The sequence below is a fragment of the Streptomyces sp. NPDC006602 genome, from assembly GCF_042870385.1.
GTDB lineage: Bacteria > Actinomycetota > Actinomycetes > Streptomycetales > Streptomycetaceae > Streptomyces.
Genome location: NZ_JBIAHG010000020.1, coordinates 123,354 through 137,275 on the forward strand (window position 1 = coordinate 123,354; position 13,922 = coordinate 137,275).

10 protein-coding genes are annotated in these 13,922 nt (G+C 68.4%); 8 read left to right on the top strand and 2 right to left on the bottom strand.

The features are described from left to right. Positions 1-31 precede the first annotated feature (31 nt). From ACFYO2_RS35010 to ACFYO2_RS35025, 4 genes are read left to right on the top strand one after another with little or no spacing between them, the layout of a single operon-like run. Positions 32-1,702, top strand: a complete 1,671-nt coding sequence (locus ACFYO2_RS35010) for an extracellular solute-binding protein (protein ID WP_388357311.1) — start codon at positions 32-34, stop codon at positions 1,700-1,702. After that, positions 1,699-3,210 carry a xylan 1,4-beta-xylosidase gene (locus ACFYO2_RS35015; RefSeq protein ID WP_388357313.1) on the top strand — a complete coding sequence of 504 codons (1,512 nt, stop codon included), beginning with the start codon at positions 1,699-1,701 and terminating at the stop codon, positions 3,208-3,210. The genes ACFYO2_RS35010 and ACFYO2_RS35015 overlap by 4 nt, the downstream gene beginning before the upstream one ends. Next, positions 3,207-3,890: a hypothetical protein gene (locus ACFYO2_RS35020; protein WP_388357315.1), complete on the top strand. Its 684-nt coding sequence runs from the start codon at positions 3,207-3,209 to the stop codon at positions 3,888-3,890. The genes ACFYO2_RS35015 and ACFYO2_RS35020 overlap by 4 nt, the downstream gene beginning before the upstream one ends. Continuing rightward, complete coding sequence (locus ACFYO2_RS35025) at positions 3,887-5,974, top strand: beta-galactosidase (RefSeq protein ID WP_388357318.1); 2,088 nt, start codon at positions 3,887-3,889, stop codon at positions 5,972-5,974. The genes ACFYO2_RS35020 and ACFYO2_RS35025 overlap by 4 nt, the downstream gene beginning before the upstream one ends. Here the strand turns inward: ACFYO2_RS35025 and ACFYO2_RS35030 are convergent. Both ACFYO2_RS35030 and ACFYO2_RS35035 read right to left on the bottom strand, forming a co-directional pair. Next, the gene (locus ACFYO2_RS35030; protein WP_388357320.1) at positions 5,913-7,892 is read right to left on the bottom strand and encodes an alpha-glucuronidase; all 1,980 of its coding nucleotides are present in this window, start codon (positions 7,890-7,892) and stop codon (positions 5,913-5,915) included. The two genes, ACFYO2_RS35025 and ACFYO2_RS35030, sit on opposite strands and share 62 nt — an antisense overlap. Continuing rightward, complete coding sequence (locus tag ACFYO2_RS35035) at positions 7,885-8,409, bottom strand: hypothetical protein (RefSeq protein WP_388357323.1); 525 nt, start codon at positions 8,407-8,409, stop codon at positions 7,885-7,887. Before ACFYO2_RS35035 ends, ACFYO2_RS35030 begins: the two co-directional genes overlap by 8 nt. A gap of 703 nt (positions 8,410-9,112) precedes the next feature. On the opposite strand from ACFYO2_RS35035, the gene ngcE reads away from it, so the two are divergent. From ngcE to ACFYO2_RS35055, 4 genes are all read left to right on the top strand, one after another. Next, positions 9,113-10,567 (top strand): N-acetylglucosamine/diacetylchitobiose ABC transporter substrate-binding protein, encoded by a 1,455-nt coding sequence (gene ngcE / locus ACFYO2_RS35040; RefSeq protein ID WP_388357324.1) that lies wholly within the window; start codon positions 9,113-9,115, stop codon positions 10,565-10,567. A 16-nt stretch (positions 10,568-10,583) separates the two neighbouring features. Continuing rightward, positions 10,584-11,510: a carbohydrate ABC transporter permease gene (locus tag ACFYO2_RS35045; RefSeq protein ID WP_388357327.1), complete on the top strand. Its 927-nt coding sequence runs from the start codon at positions 10,584-10,586 to the stop codon at positions 11,508-11,510. Between the two features lie 2 nt (positions 11,511-11,512). Next, complete coding sequence (locus ACFYO2_RS35050; protein WP_388357330.1) at positions 11,513-12,436, top strand: carbohydrate ABC transporter permease; 924 nt, start codon at positions 11,513-11,515, stop codon at positions 12,434-12,436. Between the two features lie 183 nt (positions 12,437-12,619). Beyond that, positions 12,620-13,819 (top strand): ROK family protein, encoded by a 1,200-nt coding sequence (locus tag ACFYO2_RS35055; protein WP_388357333.1) that lies wholly within the window; start codon positions 12,620-12,622, stop codon positions 13,817-13,819. The last annotated feature ends 103 nt before the right edge of the window (positions 13,820-13,922 follow it).

Below are 13,922 nucleotides of genomic sequence, written 5' to 3' on the forward strand. Positions count from 1 at the left end.
CCTCATCCATCGACGGAACGAAGGAGTATCCGTGCGGAAAGCAGGACGGAAGAACGCAGGAGAGCTGTCACGTCGTCAGATCCTGGCCACCGCAGGCTTCATCGGCCTCACCACCCTCACCGGCTGCGGCAGCGGCGACGACGGAGGGGACTCCAAGGACCTTTCCAAGAAGCGGAACGGCGCGATGAAGGAGTACCGCGCCGGCCAGCAGTTCAAGGCTGCCGAGCCGCTGTCCTTCTCGGTCCTGCACAACAACAACCCGGTCTATCCGACGAAGGACAGCTGGCTGTTCTGGAAGGAGGTCACCAAGCGCACCGGCGTCACCCTGAAGCCCGTCGACGTCCCTCTCGTGGACTACGAGAAGAAGCGCAGCGTCCTGATCGGCGCGGGCGACGCCCCGTTCCTGATCCCCAAGACGTACCACCCGGCGGAGGTCGCCTTCGTGTCCTCCGGCGCGATACTCCCGGTCAGCGACTATGTGCACCTGATGCCCAACTTCCAGGCCAAGGTGAAGAAGTGGCACCTGGAGCCCGAGCTCGACTCCATCCGCCAGTCCGACGGCAAGTACTACCTGCTGCCCGGCCTGCACGAGAAGGCCAAGTCCGGCTACTCGCTGTCGTTCCGCACGGACGTCCTCGACAAGCTCGGCCTGAGCCTGCCCACCACCTGGGACGAGGTGTACGACGTCTTCAAGGCGATCAAGGCGGAGTACCCCGACCGCTACCCGTTCTCCGACCGCTGGAGCATCAACACCCCGTACCCCGTGGCCGCCCTGCTCAGCTACCTCGGCCAGGCGCACGGGGTCAGGGCGGGCTGGACGTACGACAACATCAGCTTCGACTCCACAGCGCAGAAGTTCGTCTTCACCGGCGCGCAGGACGGCTACCGCCAGATGGTCGAGTTCCTGAGAAAACTGGTCGCGGAGAAGCTGATGGACCCGGAGAGCTTCACCCAGACGGACGACGCCGCGGTGCAGAAGCTGCTCGGCGAGAAGTCCTTCGCGATCAGCGCCAACCCGCAGGAGCTGGTGCAGAACTACCGCTACAACCTGGAGAAGCAGGTCGAGGGCGCGAAGATCGAGATGATCCCGGTGCCGCTCGGCCCGGCGGGCCCGGTACTCATAGGCGGCAGCCGCCTCGAGAACGGCGTCATGATCTCCAGCAAGGCACTCAAGAGCGACAGCTTCGTCGCGATGATGCAGTTCGTGGACTGGCTCTGGTACTCCGACGAGGGCCAGAAGTTCTGCAAGTGGGGTGTCCAGGGCGTCACTTACACCGAGTCGGGAGGCCGGCCCGTACTGAAGTCCGGCATCAGCCTCATGGGCTCCGACCCAAACGCCCCGAAGGACCTCCAGAAGGACTACGGCTTCTTCAACGGCGTCTTCACCTACGGCGGCAGCTGGGCCCTGGTCTCCTCCTCGTTCAGCCCGGACGAGAAGAAGTTCCAGGACGCCATGGCCCAGCGCAAGGAAATGCCCATCGCCCCGGCCCACCCGCTCCAGTCCGTCGAGCAGGAGCAGGCGACGCTCTGGGACACCCCGCTCCGCGACCACGTCACCCAGAACACGCTCAAGTTCGCCCTCGGCAAGCGCCCGTTGTCCGAATGGGACGACTACGTCGCCGAGTTGAAGGGGAAGAACATGGACCAGCTGGTCGACGTGCACAACAAGGCGTACGACCGCTTCAGGAAGGAGAACGGGTGATCCGTGTGCCCGCCGAGTCGAGTGGCCGGCTCTCCGACGCCTGGCGGTTCTGCGTCGGCACCGGCCGCATCGACCTCGCCCTGCGCCGTGACTACCAGGAGTCCCTGAAGGTCCTCCAGCGCGAGATCGGCTTCCGCCACATCCGGGGGCACGGCCTCCTCAGTGACGGCATGGGCATCCACCGGCCGTACGACTGGGAGGGCACCCGCCGCGTCCATCACTCCTTCACCTACGTCGATCAGGTCGTCGACGCGTATCTGGAGCTCGGCATCCGCCCGTTCCTCGAACTGGGCTTCATGCCCAGCGAGCTGGCGTCGGGGGAGCAGACCGTGTTCTGGTGGCGGGGGAACGTCACCCCTCCTCGCTCGCACCAGGAGTGGGCCGGCCTGGTCCGCGCCACGCTCACCCACCTCGTCGACCGCTACGGCCTCGACGAGGTGCGCACCTGGCCCATCGAGGTGTGGAACGAACCCAACCTCGCCGACTTCTGGCAGGGCGCGGACGAGACGGCGTACCACCGGCTGTACGAGGTGACCGCGCACGCCGTGAAAGAGGTGGACGCGCAGCTGCGGGTCGGCGGGCCGGCCATCTCGCCCGCCTCGGACGACTGGCTGGAGCGGTTCGCCGCCTTCGCCGAACACCGCGATGTACCCGTCGACTTCGTGTCGAAGCACGCGTACACCTCGGGCCCCGCCCAGCACGTGCCGTTCGGCGCCCACCAGGAGCTGGCCCCGTCGCACAGCCTCCTGGACCAGTTCGCCGCGCCCCGCGAACGCCTGAAGGGCACCCGGTTGGGCGAACTCCCTGTCCACATCACGGAGTTCAACTCCTCCTACCGCCCCGACAACCCGGTCCACGACACCGCCTTCCACGCCGCCTACCTGGCGCCCGTCCTCGCCGCGGGCGGGGACCACGTCGACTCCTTCTCCTACTGGACGTTCAGTGACGTGTTCGAGGAGAGCGGCATCCCGACCGCGCTCTTCCACGGAGGCTTCGGCCTGCTCACCCACCGCCAGGTGAAGAAGCCGACCTACCACCTGTACGCCTTCATGGCACGGATGGGCCCCGACCTGCTCGCCCGCGGCGACGACCACCTGGTCACGCGGCACGTCGACGGCCGGGTGACCGTCCTCGCCTGGGCGCCCGTCGACGCGAGCGGCGAGACGCCCGGGCCCGAAAGGCACAGCCTGCGCCTGTCCGTCCCCGTCCGCACCGGCGGGGAGGCCTTCGTACGACGGTCCCTCGTGGACGAGGAGCACGGCAACGCCCGTACGGCCTGGCAGCGGATGGGCAGCCCGCGCTCGCCCCGGCCGCACCAGATCGACGTCCTGCACGAAGCCGCCGAGCCCGCCCGCCGGCACTTGAGGCTGCCGGTCGAGGACGGCCGGGTGGAACTGGACCTGACGCTCGGCCGCCACGAGGTCACGCTCGTCGAGGTGAGCCCCGTCGAGGACGAGGCACCGCCGTGGTCGGACGAGCGGCGACTGCTCGGACAGGAGCCCCGATGAGTACCAACACGTCCGTCACCTTCGGGGAGGGCTCCCTCTCCCGGGCCGCCGCACTGATCCACACTCTCGTCACCGTCGAGGCGCTGCTGCTCCTCGCCGCCGCGCCGGGCCTGGCCGGACTGCTGCTGGCGGGCCCCGACGCCGCCAACCTCCCCCTGGCCGCCGTATGCCTCCTGCCGCTGGGCCCGGCCCTGTCCGCCGCCCTGTACGCCCTCCACCACCGCGACCGGGACCTCACCGACCTCCACCCGGCCCGCACCTACCGGCGCGGCTGGCGGCTCAACGCGGTGCCGGCCCTGAAGCTGTGGACCCCCCTTCTGGCCTGGCTCACGGTGATCGCCTTCACGCTCACCCACTTCTCCGCCACCGGCCTGCCCGGCTGGTGGGCGGTGCTCCTCGCGGCCATCGGCGCCGGTTCCCTCCTCTGGGGCGCGCACGCGCTGGTGCTCACCTCCCTCTTCACGTTCCGCGCCCGCGACACCGCCCGCCTCGCCGCGTACTTCCTGTTCCGGCACGGCCGCGCCACCCTCGGCGCCGCCTCGCTGCTCGTCCTGGCCGCGGGACTGACCGCCCTGCTGACCGAGGCCCTGCCCGCCCTGCTGGCCGCCCCGTTGCTGCTGTCCCTGCTGCACAGCGGCCGCCCGGTGATCGCCGAGACCCAGGAGGACTTCACGGCATGACCGCGCCCCGCACCCCCAAGGTCTCCTACGGCGGTGACTACAACCCCGAGCAGTGGCCGGAGCCGGTCTGGGACGAGGACCACCGCCTGTTCACCCGGGCCGGCATCGACACCCTCACCGTCGGCGTCTTCTCCTGGTCGCTCACCCAACCAGCCGAGAACACCTATGACTTCGCGATCCTCGACCGCATCCTCGACCGCGCCGCCGCCGAGGGCCGCAGGGTCTGCCTCGCCACCGGCACCGCCGCCCTTCCGCCCTGGCTCGCGAAGAAGTACCCCGACGTCAACCGCACCGACTTCGAGGGCCGCCGGCACCGCTACGGCCAACGCCACAACTTCTGCCCCAGCTCACCCGCGTACCGCCGACTGTCCACTCAGATGGCGGGTCGCATCGCCGAACGGTACGCCCGGCACCCGGCGTTGCTTGCCTGGCACATCAACAACGAGTACGGAGGCCTCTGTTACTGCGAACTGTGCGCCGATGCCTTCAGGGAGTGGCTTCGCGAGAAGTACGCCACCCTCGACGCCCTCAACGATGCCTGGTGCACCACCTTCTGGTCCCACCGCTACACGGACTGGACGGAGATCGAGCCGCCGAACGCCCTGACCGAGCACTGGCGCGGCCCCGACCACACCGCCTTCCAGGGCACCACGCTCGACTACTTCCGCTTCACCACCGACGCCCTCCTCGGCTGTTTCCTCGCCGAGAAGGAGGTGATCCGCGCCCAGGACCCGGACGCCCCCGTCACCACCAACTTCATGGGCATGTTCCGGCCCCTCGACTACCACCGCTGGGCCCCCCACCTCGACTTCGCCTCCTGGGACAGCTACCCGCCCCTCGACGCCCCGCCCACCTGGCCCTCCCTCGCCCACGACCTGATGCGCGGCCTCAAGGACGGCGCCCCCTTCTGGCTGATGGAACAGACCCCGTCCACCACGGCCTGCCGAGAGGTCAACCCCCTGCGGCGCCCCGGCGAACTCCGCCTCGCCACCTTCCAGGCCGTCGCCCACGGCGCCGACGCCGCCCTCTACTTCCAGATGCGCGCCTCCCGCGGCGCCTGCGAGAAGTACCACGGTGCGGTCATCGGCCACGCGGGCCGCGACGACACCCGGGTCTTCCGCGAAGTCGCCGAGATCGGACGGGAGTTGGAGCTCCTCGGCGACGCGAGCCTGGGCGCCCGCACCCCTGCCCGCACCGCCCTGGTCTTCGACTGGGACAGCTGGTGGGCCCTGGAGATCTCAGACGGCCCCTCTCGCCTGGTCCGCTACCAGGACACCGTCCACGCCTACTACCGAGCCGCCCGCGAGGCCGGCGCCGACGTGGACGTGATCCCCCAGACCGCCGACCTCGCCCCCTACGACGTGGTCATCGCCCCCGCCCTCCACATGATCAAGGGTGACCTGGCGGCCCGCCTGGAAGCGGCAGCCGGACGTGGCGCCACCGTCCTGTCCACCTTCCTCTCCGGCCGCGTGGACGAACACGACCGCGCCTTCCTCACGGACGTCCCCGGCCCTCTCGCCCCTCTCATGGGCATCCGCGTCGACGAATGGGACTCCCGCGCGCGGGACTTCGTACAGCCGGTAAGAATGGGGGAGTTGACGAGCGACGCCCGCCTCGTCTTCGAGATCGTCCTCCCACGTGGCGCCGAGCCGGTCGGCACCTACGGCGCCGACTTCTACGCGGGCACCCCCGCCGTGACGCGCAACAAGTACGGCAAGGGCGAGGGCTGGTACGTCGCCACCGCCCTCGACCAGCCGGGCGTCAACGAGGTCGTCCGCCGCATCCTCACCCGCCACGACCTGATCGGCCCCTACGCCGACCAGCCGGCCGTGGAGACCGCGACCCGCGTCGCCCCGGACGGAACCGCTCTCCTCTTCCTCCTCAACCACGCCCCCGAACCGGCCCGCCTGACGGCCCACGCCACCGCCACCGACCTGCTGACCGACAAGCGGGTCGAGCAGGGTGACCCGCTGACACTCGACCCACTCGGCACAGCGATCCTGCGGATTCAGCAGAGCGGAATCAATAGATCCGCCGCCCATGTGCGTCCGGCACACCGGACTTCCGGAAGAAGTAGCTGTTGACCTGATCGCGCCACTCTCGGGCGCTGCGGAGCTGCTCCTCGTAGCGCTCCGCGCCCCGCGCGTGGCGTGCCGGGTCGACGAGGTCCGCGAGCGAGGCCCACACCTCACGGGCCTCCTCCACCTCCGCCACGCCTTCGAAGTGGGTGTCGTAGATGTGCTGGATCACTGTCTTGCCGCTGTGCAGTACGTGGTCGTACGACACGTGGTGGAAGAACAGCAACAGCTCGTCGGGACAGGTGCCCGGCGACTCGTACACCTCGGACCAGGGCTTGGCGTACTGCGCCGCGTAGCCCGTGCCGGTCGCCGCGCTCCGGTCGACGCCGATGCCGTCGCGGTCGGCGAAGTGGTACGTGCCCCAGGGGCTGTACTCGTAGCCGTCCACGCTCGGTCCGTAGTGGTGCCCCGGCTGCACCATGAAGCCGACGCCGAGCGGGGCGGTGTACTTCTCGTACGTCCGCCAGGAGCCGTCGAGCACGGCGTGCAGCCCGTCCCGCAGCCGTACGGGGTCCGGGGTCTCCTCCGGTACGAAGGTGAGCCGGATCCACTCGTCGAGGGCGATGCCCGGATCCGCGTCCGGCTGCCAGGCCAGCCGTCCGAAGGTGTACAGGTTGGCCTGCGCCAACGGATGCCCCGTCCAGAACAGGTCGTCGCCGACGTTGGACACCGCGACCAGGCCACCGCGCGCCAGCGCCCCGACCTCCGTCTCCCCGTCCGGCCTGAACCGCAGCACTTCGCTCCACATCGGCCCCAGCCAGCACACGTGCCGCTGCTGGCCGGTGTACTCCTGCGTGGCCTGCACCTCTACCGCGAGCCGGGTCCCGGGCATCGCGCCGATCAGCGGCGACACCGGCTCCCGGACCTGGAAGTCCAGCGGCCCGTGCTTCACCTGGAGCACCGCGTTCGCGGCGAACTCCCCGTCCAGCGGCGTGAAGTGGTCGTACGCGGCACGCGCCCGGTCGGTCGTCCGGTCCCGCCAGTCCTGGCGGTGGTCGTAGACGAAGGCCCGCCAGTGCACGGTCCCGCCGTACGGTTCGAGCGCGGCGGCCAGCATGTCGGCGCCGTCCGCGTGACTGCGGCCGTAGGCGAACGGCCCCGGCTGGCCCTCCGAGTCGGCCTTCACCACGAACCCGCCGAAGTCGTCGATCGCCTCGTAGACCCGCGCCGTAGCCTCGGCCCACCACGCGCGCACCGAGGCGTCCAGCGGATCGGCCGTCGGCAGCCCGCCGAGCACCATCGGCGCGGCGAAGGTGACCGACAGATGCGTACGGACGCCGTACGGCCGGAGCGCTCCCGCTATGTCGGCGACTTCACCGATCCGGTCCGTGAGCAGGCGTGCCTCGGTCTCGTGCACGTTGACGTTGTTCACGGCGACGGCGTTGATCCCGCAGGCGGCCAGCAGCCGGCCGTACGCCCGCACCCGCGCCAGGTCGCCCCGCGCCCGCCCGTCCGCCCAGAACAGCGACCCTCCGGCGTAGCCGCGCTCCACCTGGCCCATGACGGGGTGCACGGCCACGTTGTCCCAGTGGTCCACCATCCGCAGCGCCACCGCGGGACGGTGCGTCTCCCGCGCCCGCCGCTCGCCACGGAAGGCGTCCTCCCCGAGCCGTACGACGTGGAGGAGCCCGTACAGCAGTCCGGCGGGGGCCGAAGCGGTGACAGTCGCCCGCCCGCCCTCGCGCGCGTACGTGAAGCCCTCGTCGCCGAGCCCGTCCGAGTCGCGCACGTCGAGCACCAGGTCGTACGCGGCGGCGCCCGGCTCGGAGTCGCGGACGACACGCCCGCCGAACCGCGCGCAGGCCTCGGCCACTTCCCCGTGCACCGTCTCCACCAGCGGTCCGGAACCGCGGATCAGCGTGCGCCGGGTGCCGAGCGCCCGGAAGGCCCCGGGCGGCAGCCAGGCGGGGTCGACGCTAGGCAATGGCCGCGCCTGTTCCGCGCGCCGCGCCGATCAGGTCGCTGCGGCCCGACTCGTCGTAGACCGAGATGTCGACGGAGGCGCCGTCCGGGATGTCGAAGTCCTTCACCGTGAGGTCCACGACCTGAGAGGTGCCCGGCGCGGAGAAGGTGCCGAGGTCGTGGTAGGTGCCGCCGGAGGAGTATCCGACGGCGACGAAGAAGGTGTCCCCGTCGTTGCGGGTGTCGTAGATCCAGAGCTTCTCGTCGTACGGGTGGAACTCCACCTTGCCGACGAACCAGCCGTCGTCGTTCAGTTCCATCTTGACGGCCAGGCCGCCGGCGTCGTTCGCGAAGTAGGTGCCGTCGAACGGGTCCGTGAGGTTGCCGCCGCTGCACGGACAATTGTCGGTGTCGTAGTAGTACGTGGCGATATGGGGATTCGGGCTGTAGGCCTGGGCCGGTACGGCGGTCGCGCACAGCGCCCCCACCACCAGGCCGGTCCCCGCGAGCAGTCCCCACAGCCGTCTCCTGATGCTCATCCGCGTGTCCTCCCCCTCCGGATGCCGTGCCGCGCGGTGTTCACCGGCGACCCGGCCATTTTGGGGCATGGGACGCTCGTGGGGTACCTGTCGGTTGCTGGGATGTGGCGGATTCAGGCCGACAACTTCGCCTGTACGAGCGGCGATTGGCCGCTGAGGGCCAGCCGCTGGTGCGGGCGCCCCGGCGGTCGGCGGCGACCGTGTGCTCGCTTTCCCCCCGTGATCGGCGGACCGCGCCGGTGCCCGCACCGCCGTCGACGCCCGAGACCCGTTCGCCGCCGTCCGACGGGATGCCGACGCAGTGGAGCCGACCGGGTGCCGGGTCGTTCGCCCGGAAGGGGAGGCGTCCCGTGGACGCCCGGCCTCGCCTGGACGACGTTGTCAGCTCCTCTGTGTGAGGATCAGCCGTGACTGAAGTGAGCAGTGATGCAAAGGTCGCCCCCTATGGCATTCGGGCTCTATGTCAGGGATTTTTCCGGCAGGGTGCACACAGGTCGCTCATATTTCCGGGAGGTCTCAACTCGGGAAAGACCCGAGGGGAACCTTGCATTCGATCTTGCTCCATTGACGTGAAGTGGACTATACCTGTCGACGATTCACACGATCCGCACGTCATGATCTGCACGACCCTGCTTGACCTGACCGCGGTGCCCGGGAGGATCCGGTACACCGCCTGAGTCCTGGAGAAGGCGAGGACTTGAGCATGGGATCCACTTCCGCCGAGAACAACGGCACCGGTGGCGTCGGCCGCCGCGATCTGATCAAGCGGTCCGCCGCGCTGGGCCTGATCGCTGTGCCCACGATGAGCTTCCTGTCCGCGTGCGCCAGCAGTGGCGGCGACGACGACGGGGACAAGGCCAAGGCCGGCAAGAAGACCGCCAAGAACCCGCTGGGCGTCAACGAGACCGCCCAGATGGAATTCGTGCTGTTCGACGGTGGATTCGGCAAGGAGTACGCCGAGGACGCCGTGAAGATCTACGAGAAGAACTTCCCCGAGGCCAAGGTGAAGTTCTCCGCCACCCAGAAGATCCAGTCCACCCTCCAGCCCCGCTTCAACCAGGGCACCCCGCCGGACCTCATCGACAACTCCGGCGCCGAGCAGATGGACATGGGCGTCCTGGCCGGCAAGGACCAGCTCGCCGACCTCACCGCGCTCCTCGACGCCCCGTCCTACGACGACCCGAACAAGAAGGTCCGCGACACGCTGCGCCCCGGCATCGTGGAGATGGGCCAGTTGGACGGCGACCCGGTCTGGATCATGTACTACGCCTACACGGTGTACGGCGTCTGGTACTCGCAGAAGGCCCTGGACTCCCTCGACGCCACGTATCCCGAGACGTGGGACGAGATGCTCGCGGTCTGCGAGAAGGCCAAGAAGAAGGGCATGGCGGGCTGGACGTACGCGGGCAAGTACCCGTACTACCTCCCCTTCTCGCTGTACCCGATGATCGGCAAGGTCGGGGGCGTCGAAGTCCTCGACGCGATCGACAACCTGGAGCCGAACGCCTGGAAGCACCCCGCGGTCAAGGCGTGTTTCGAGGCCTATTACGAGCTCTACAAGAAGGGCTACATTCTCAAGGGCACCCCCGGTCTGGACCACATCCAGTCGCAGACCGCCTGGGCCAAGGGCAAGGCGCTGTTCATCCCGAACGGCTCCTGGGTGGAGAACGAGTCGGCGAACGTCATCCCGGCCGACTTCAACCTCGCCGTCTCCGCGCCCACCGGTATCGACTCCTCCGACAAGATGCCCTTCGGCACCATCTGGGCCTCCGGCGGTGAACCGTTCATCGTCCCGGCCAAGGCGAAGAACGGCGCGGGCGGTATGGAGCAGCTGCGCATCATGCTCAGCGAGGCGTCCTCGAAGAACTTCACCAGCAAGGTCAAGTCGCTGACCGCGTACAACGGCGGCACCGACGGCATCACCCTCACCCCGGGCCTCAAGTCCGGTGTCGCGGCGCTGGAGAAGGCCGGCGACAACGTGCTGAATCCGCGCATGCAGGACTGGTACGTGCAGTTGCAGAAGGAGAAGATCGGGGTGTCCGGTCTCGGCGAGATGATGGCCGGCCGTCTTACTCCCGCCGAGGCCATCAAGAAGATCCAGGCCTACGCCGACGAGACCGCCAAGGACACGTCGATCAAGCACTACAAGCACCAGTAAACGGACCGGAGAAGCGATGCAGCACGGCAAGTACCGGTTCATCGTGGGGTTTTTGGCGCTGCCCCTCGGACTGTACGCGCTATTCGTGATCTGGCCGTTCATCCAGTCCATCTACTACTCGTTCACGGACTGGACCGGCCTGAGCCCCGAATTCAAGATGGTCGGCCTGGACAATTACCGGAGGATGCTGGACGACGAGATCTTCTGGAAGTCCTTGCAGCACAGCTTGATGTTCGCGGTCGTGCTGCCGCTGGTGACCATCAGTCTGGCGCTGTTCTTCGCCTTCATGATCAATGTCGGCGGGCGGAGAAGGAAGGGCGGCCCGGTCATTTCCGGAGTCCGGGGCTCTTCCTTCTACAAGATCGTCTACTTTTTCCCGCAGGTGCTCTCGATCGCCATCGTGGCCCTGCTGTTCGCCTTCGCGTACAACCCGGACAGCGGCGCCATCAACTCCCTGCTGCGCGGGATCGGCCTCGACAGCGTCCAGCCCCTGTGGCTGGGCGACCCGAGCCTGGCCCTGTGGTGCGTGATGGCGGTGCTGGTGTGGTCCACGGTCGGCTTCTTCGTGGTCCTGTTCTCCGCCGGGATGGCCTCCATCCCGGCGGATCTGTACGAGGCGGCGCTGCTCGACGGGGCGGGGCGTGCCACCACGTTCTTCCGGATCACCCTGCCGCTGCTGTGGGACACCGTGCAGTCCGGCTGGGTGTACATGGGCATCCTCGCGCTCGGCGCCGAGTCGTTCGCGGTCGTACAGATCATGACGACCGGGCCGGGCGGTCCCGACTACTCGACCACCGTGATGGTCCTGTACGTCTACCAGAAGGCGTTCCGCGACGGGCAGGCCGCCTATGCCACCACCATCGGCGTCGCCCTTCTCGTCGTCACGCTGGCCTTCGCCGCCCTCGTGATGCGGCTGGGCCGGCGCGAGCGGCTGGAGTACTGATCATGAAGACGACCGAGACCCCCGCCCCCGTACCGGCCGAGCCCGGTGTCCCCGTCGCCAAGGTCGGCTCCCCGGCCGGCCCGCCCCCCAAGGAGAAGAAGGAGGGCACCACCCTCAACGTCTTCTCGCACGGGATCCTCGTCATCTGGGCGATCCTGGTGGTGCTGCCGCTGCTGTGGGCGGTGATGACGTCCTTCAAGGACGACAGCTCCATCTTCGGCTCGCCCTGGTCGCTTCCGGACAGGCTGCACTTCGACAACTGGTCGCGGGCCTGGACCGAGGCCAACATGAGCGACTACTTCCTCAACACCCTTCTGGTGGTGGGGGGTTCGCTCATCGGGACCCTGGTGCTCGGCTCGATGGCGGCCTATGTGCTGGCCCGCTTCGACTTCCCGGGCAACCGGTTCATCTACTACTTGTTCATCGGCGGCATGAGCTTCCCGATCATGCTGGCGCTGGTCCCGCTGTTCTACGTCGTCAACAACATGGGCCTGCTGAACACGATCCACGGGCTGATCCTGGTCTACATCGCCTACTCGCTCCCGTTCACGGTGTTCTTCCTGACCGCGTTCTTCCGCACGCTGCCGACCTCGGTGGCGGAGGCGGCCTTCGTGGACGGGGCCTCGCACTCCCGGACGTTCTTCCAGATCATGCTGCCGATGGCCAAGCCCGGCCTGATCAGCGTGGGGATCTTCAACTTCCTGGGGCAGTGGAACCAGTACATGCTGCCCACGGTGCTGAACACCGACCCGGACAAGCGCGTCCTCACCCAGGGCCTGGTGCAGCTGGCGGTCAGCCAGGGGTACAAGGGCGACTGGTCGGGACTGTTCGCGGGCCTGGTGATGGCGATGCTGCCGGTGCTCGCGGCGTACATCATCTTCCAGCGGCAGGTGGTGCAGGGACTGACCGCGGGGGCGCTGAAGTAGCGGCCCTCCGCCCGTACGGCCACCGCTTCCGGATCTTCCGGAAGCGGCGGTCGTGTTTGTGTACATGAACGCGGATGCGGTTCAACCTCTTGACGGGAGGCGACCCGAACGGCTCAGCTTAGAGTTCACTAGTTGGACATACACGGGGTCTCATCGAAGCGGCCCCGCGCGCAGGAGGTCGTCGTGGAGACTCCAGGGTCGCAGTCGTCGCTGCACCGAGCCAACCTGGAGCGTGTCGTACGGGCCGTACGGCTGGCCGGGTCGCTCACGCAGGCGGAGATCGCGCGGACGACGGGCCTGTCCGCGGCGACCGTCTCCAACATCGTGCGCGAACTCAAGGACCGCGGAACCGTCGAGGTCACGCCCACCTCGGCGGGCGGCCGCCGGGCCCGCAGCGTCTCCCTGAGCGGGGACGCCGGGATCGTCATCGGCGTCGACTTCGGGCACACGCATTTGCGCGTCGCGGTCGGAAACCTCGCCCACCAGGTACTGGCCGAGGAGTCCGAGCCGCTCGATGTGGACGCCTCCTCGGCGCAGGGCTTCGACCGGGCGGAAGAGCTGGTCAATCGCCTGATTGCAGCAACGGGCGTCGACCGGTCGAAGATCGCCGGAGTGGGCCTGGGCGTACCCGGCCCCATCGACCTCGAATCCGGCACGCTGGGCTCCTCCGCCATCCTGCCGGGCTGGATCGGCACCAAGCCGGCGGAGGAACTGCGCGGGCGCCTCGGCGTGCCCGTGCACGTGGACAACGACGCCAATCTCGGCGCCCTCGGCGAGCTGGTGTGGGGCAGCGGCCGCGGGGTGCGCGACCTGGCGTACATCAAGGTCGCCAGCGGTGTCGGAGCCGGGCTGGTGATCAACGGGAAGATCTACCGCGGACCCGGTGGCACTGCAGGAGAAATCGGACATATTACACTCGATGAGTCCGGTCCCGTCTGTCGTTGCGGAAACCGGGGCTGCCTGGAGACTTTCGCTGCGGCGCGCTATGTGCTGCCGCTTCTCCAGTCCAGCCACGGGACCGACCTGACGATGGAAGGCGTCGTACGGCTGGCGCGGGACGGAGACCCGGGCTGTCGTCGGGTGATCGCCGACGTCGGCCGACACATCGGAAGTGGAGTCGCCAATCTCTGCAATCTGCTGAACCCGAGCCGAGTGGTCCTGGGCGGTGATCTCGCCGAGGCCGGTGAGCTGGTGCTCGGGCCTATCAGGGAGTCTGTCGGCCGCTACGCGATCCCCAGCGCGGCACGCCAACTGTCCGTGCTTCCAGGGGCACTTGGCGGTCGTGCGGAAGTGCTCGGAGCACTCGCCCTCGCGCTCAGCGAGATGGGTGATTCGACCCTTTTGGATGGCACGCTGCATGCAGCGACTCCTGCCTTCACTTAGAGAACGCAGGACGCCGTTGCCATCTCGTTAAGTATTTACTTCTTGACGTCGCACGTGTGGCCGAGTTGACTTCCAGCCACCTCGGCCGCAACGTCGCGGCCTC

Bases quoted from the DNA above. Each gene is read 5' to 3' on its own strand.
- ACFYO2_RS35025 (WP_388357318.1), top strand. From the start codon at position 3,887: ATGACCGCGCCCCGCACCCCCAAGGTCTCCTACGGCGGTGACTACAAC.
- ACFYO2_RS35050 (WP_388357330.1), top strand. From the start codon at position 11,513: ATGAAGACGACCGAGACCCCCGCCCCCGTACCGGCCGAGCCCGGTGTC.
- ACFYO2_RS35045 (WP_388357327.1), top strand. From the start codon at position 10,584: ATGCAGCACGGCAAGTACCGGTTCATCGTGGGGTTTTTGGCGCTGCCC.
- ACFYO2_RS35020 (WP_388357315.1), top strand. From the start codon at position 3,207: ATGAGTACCAACACGTCCGTCACCTTCGGGGAGGGCTCCCTCTCCCGG.
- ACFYO2_RS35035 (WP_388357323.1), bottom strand. From the start codon at position 8,409: ATGAGCATCAGGAGACGGCTGTGGGGACTGCTCGCGGGGACCGGCCTG.
- ngcE (WP_388357324.1), top strand. From the start codon at position 9,113: ATGGGATCCACTTCCGCCGAGAACAACGGCACCGGTGGCGTCGGCCGC.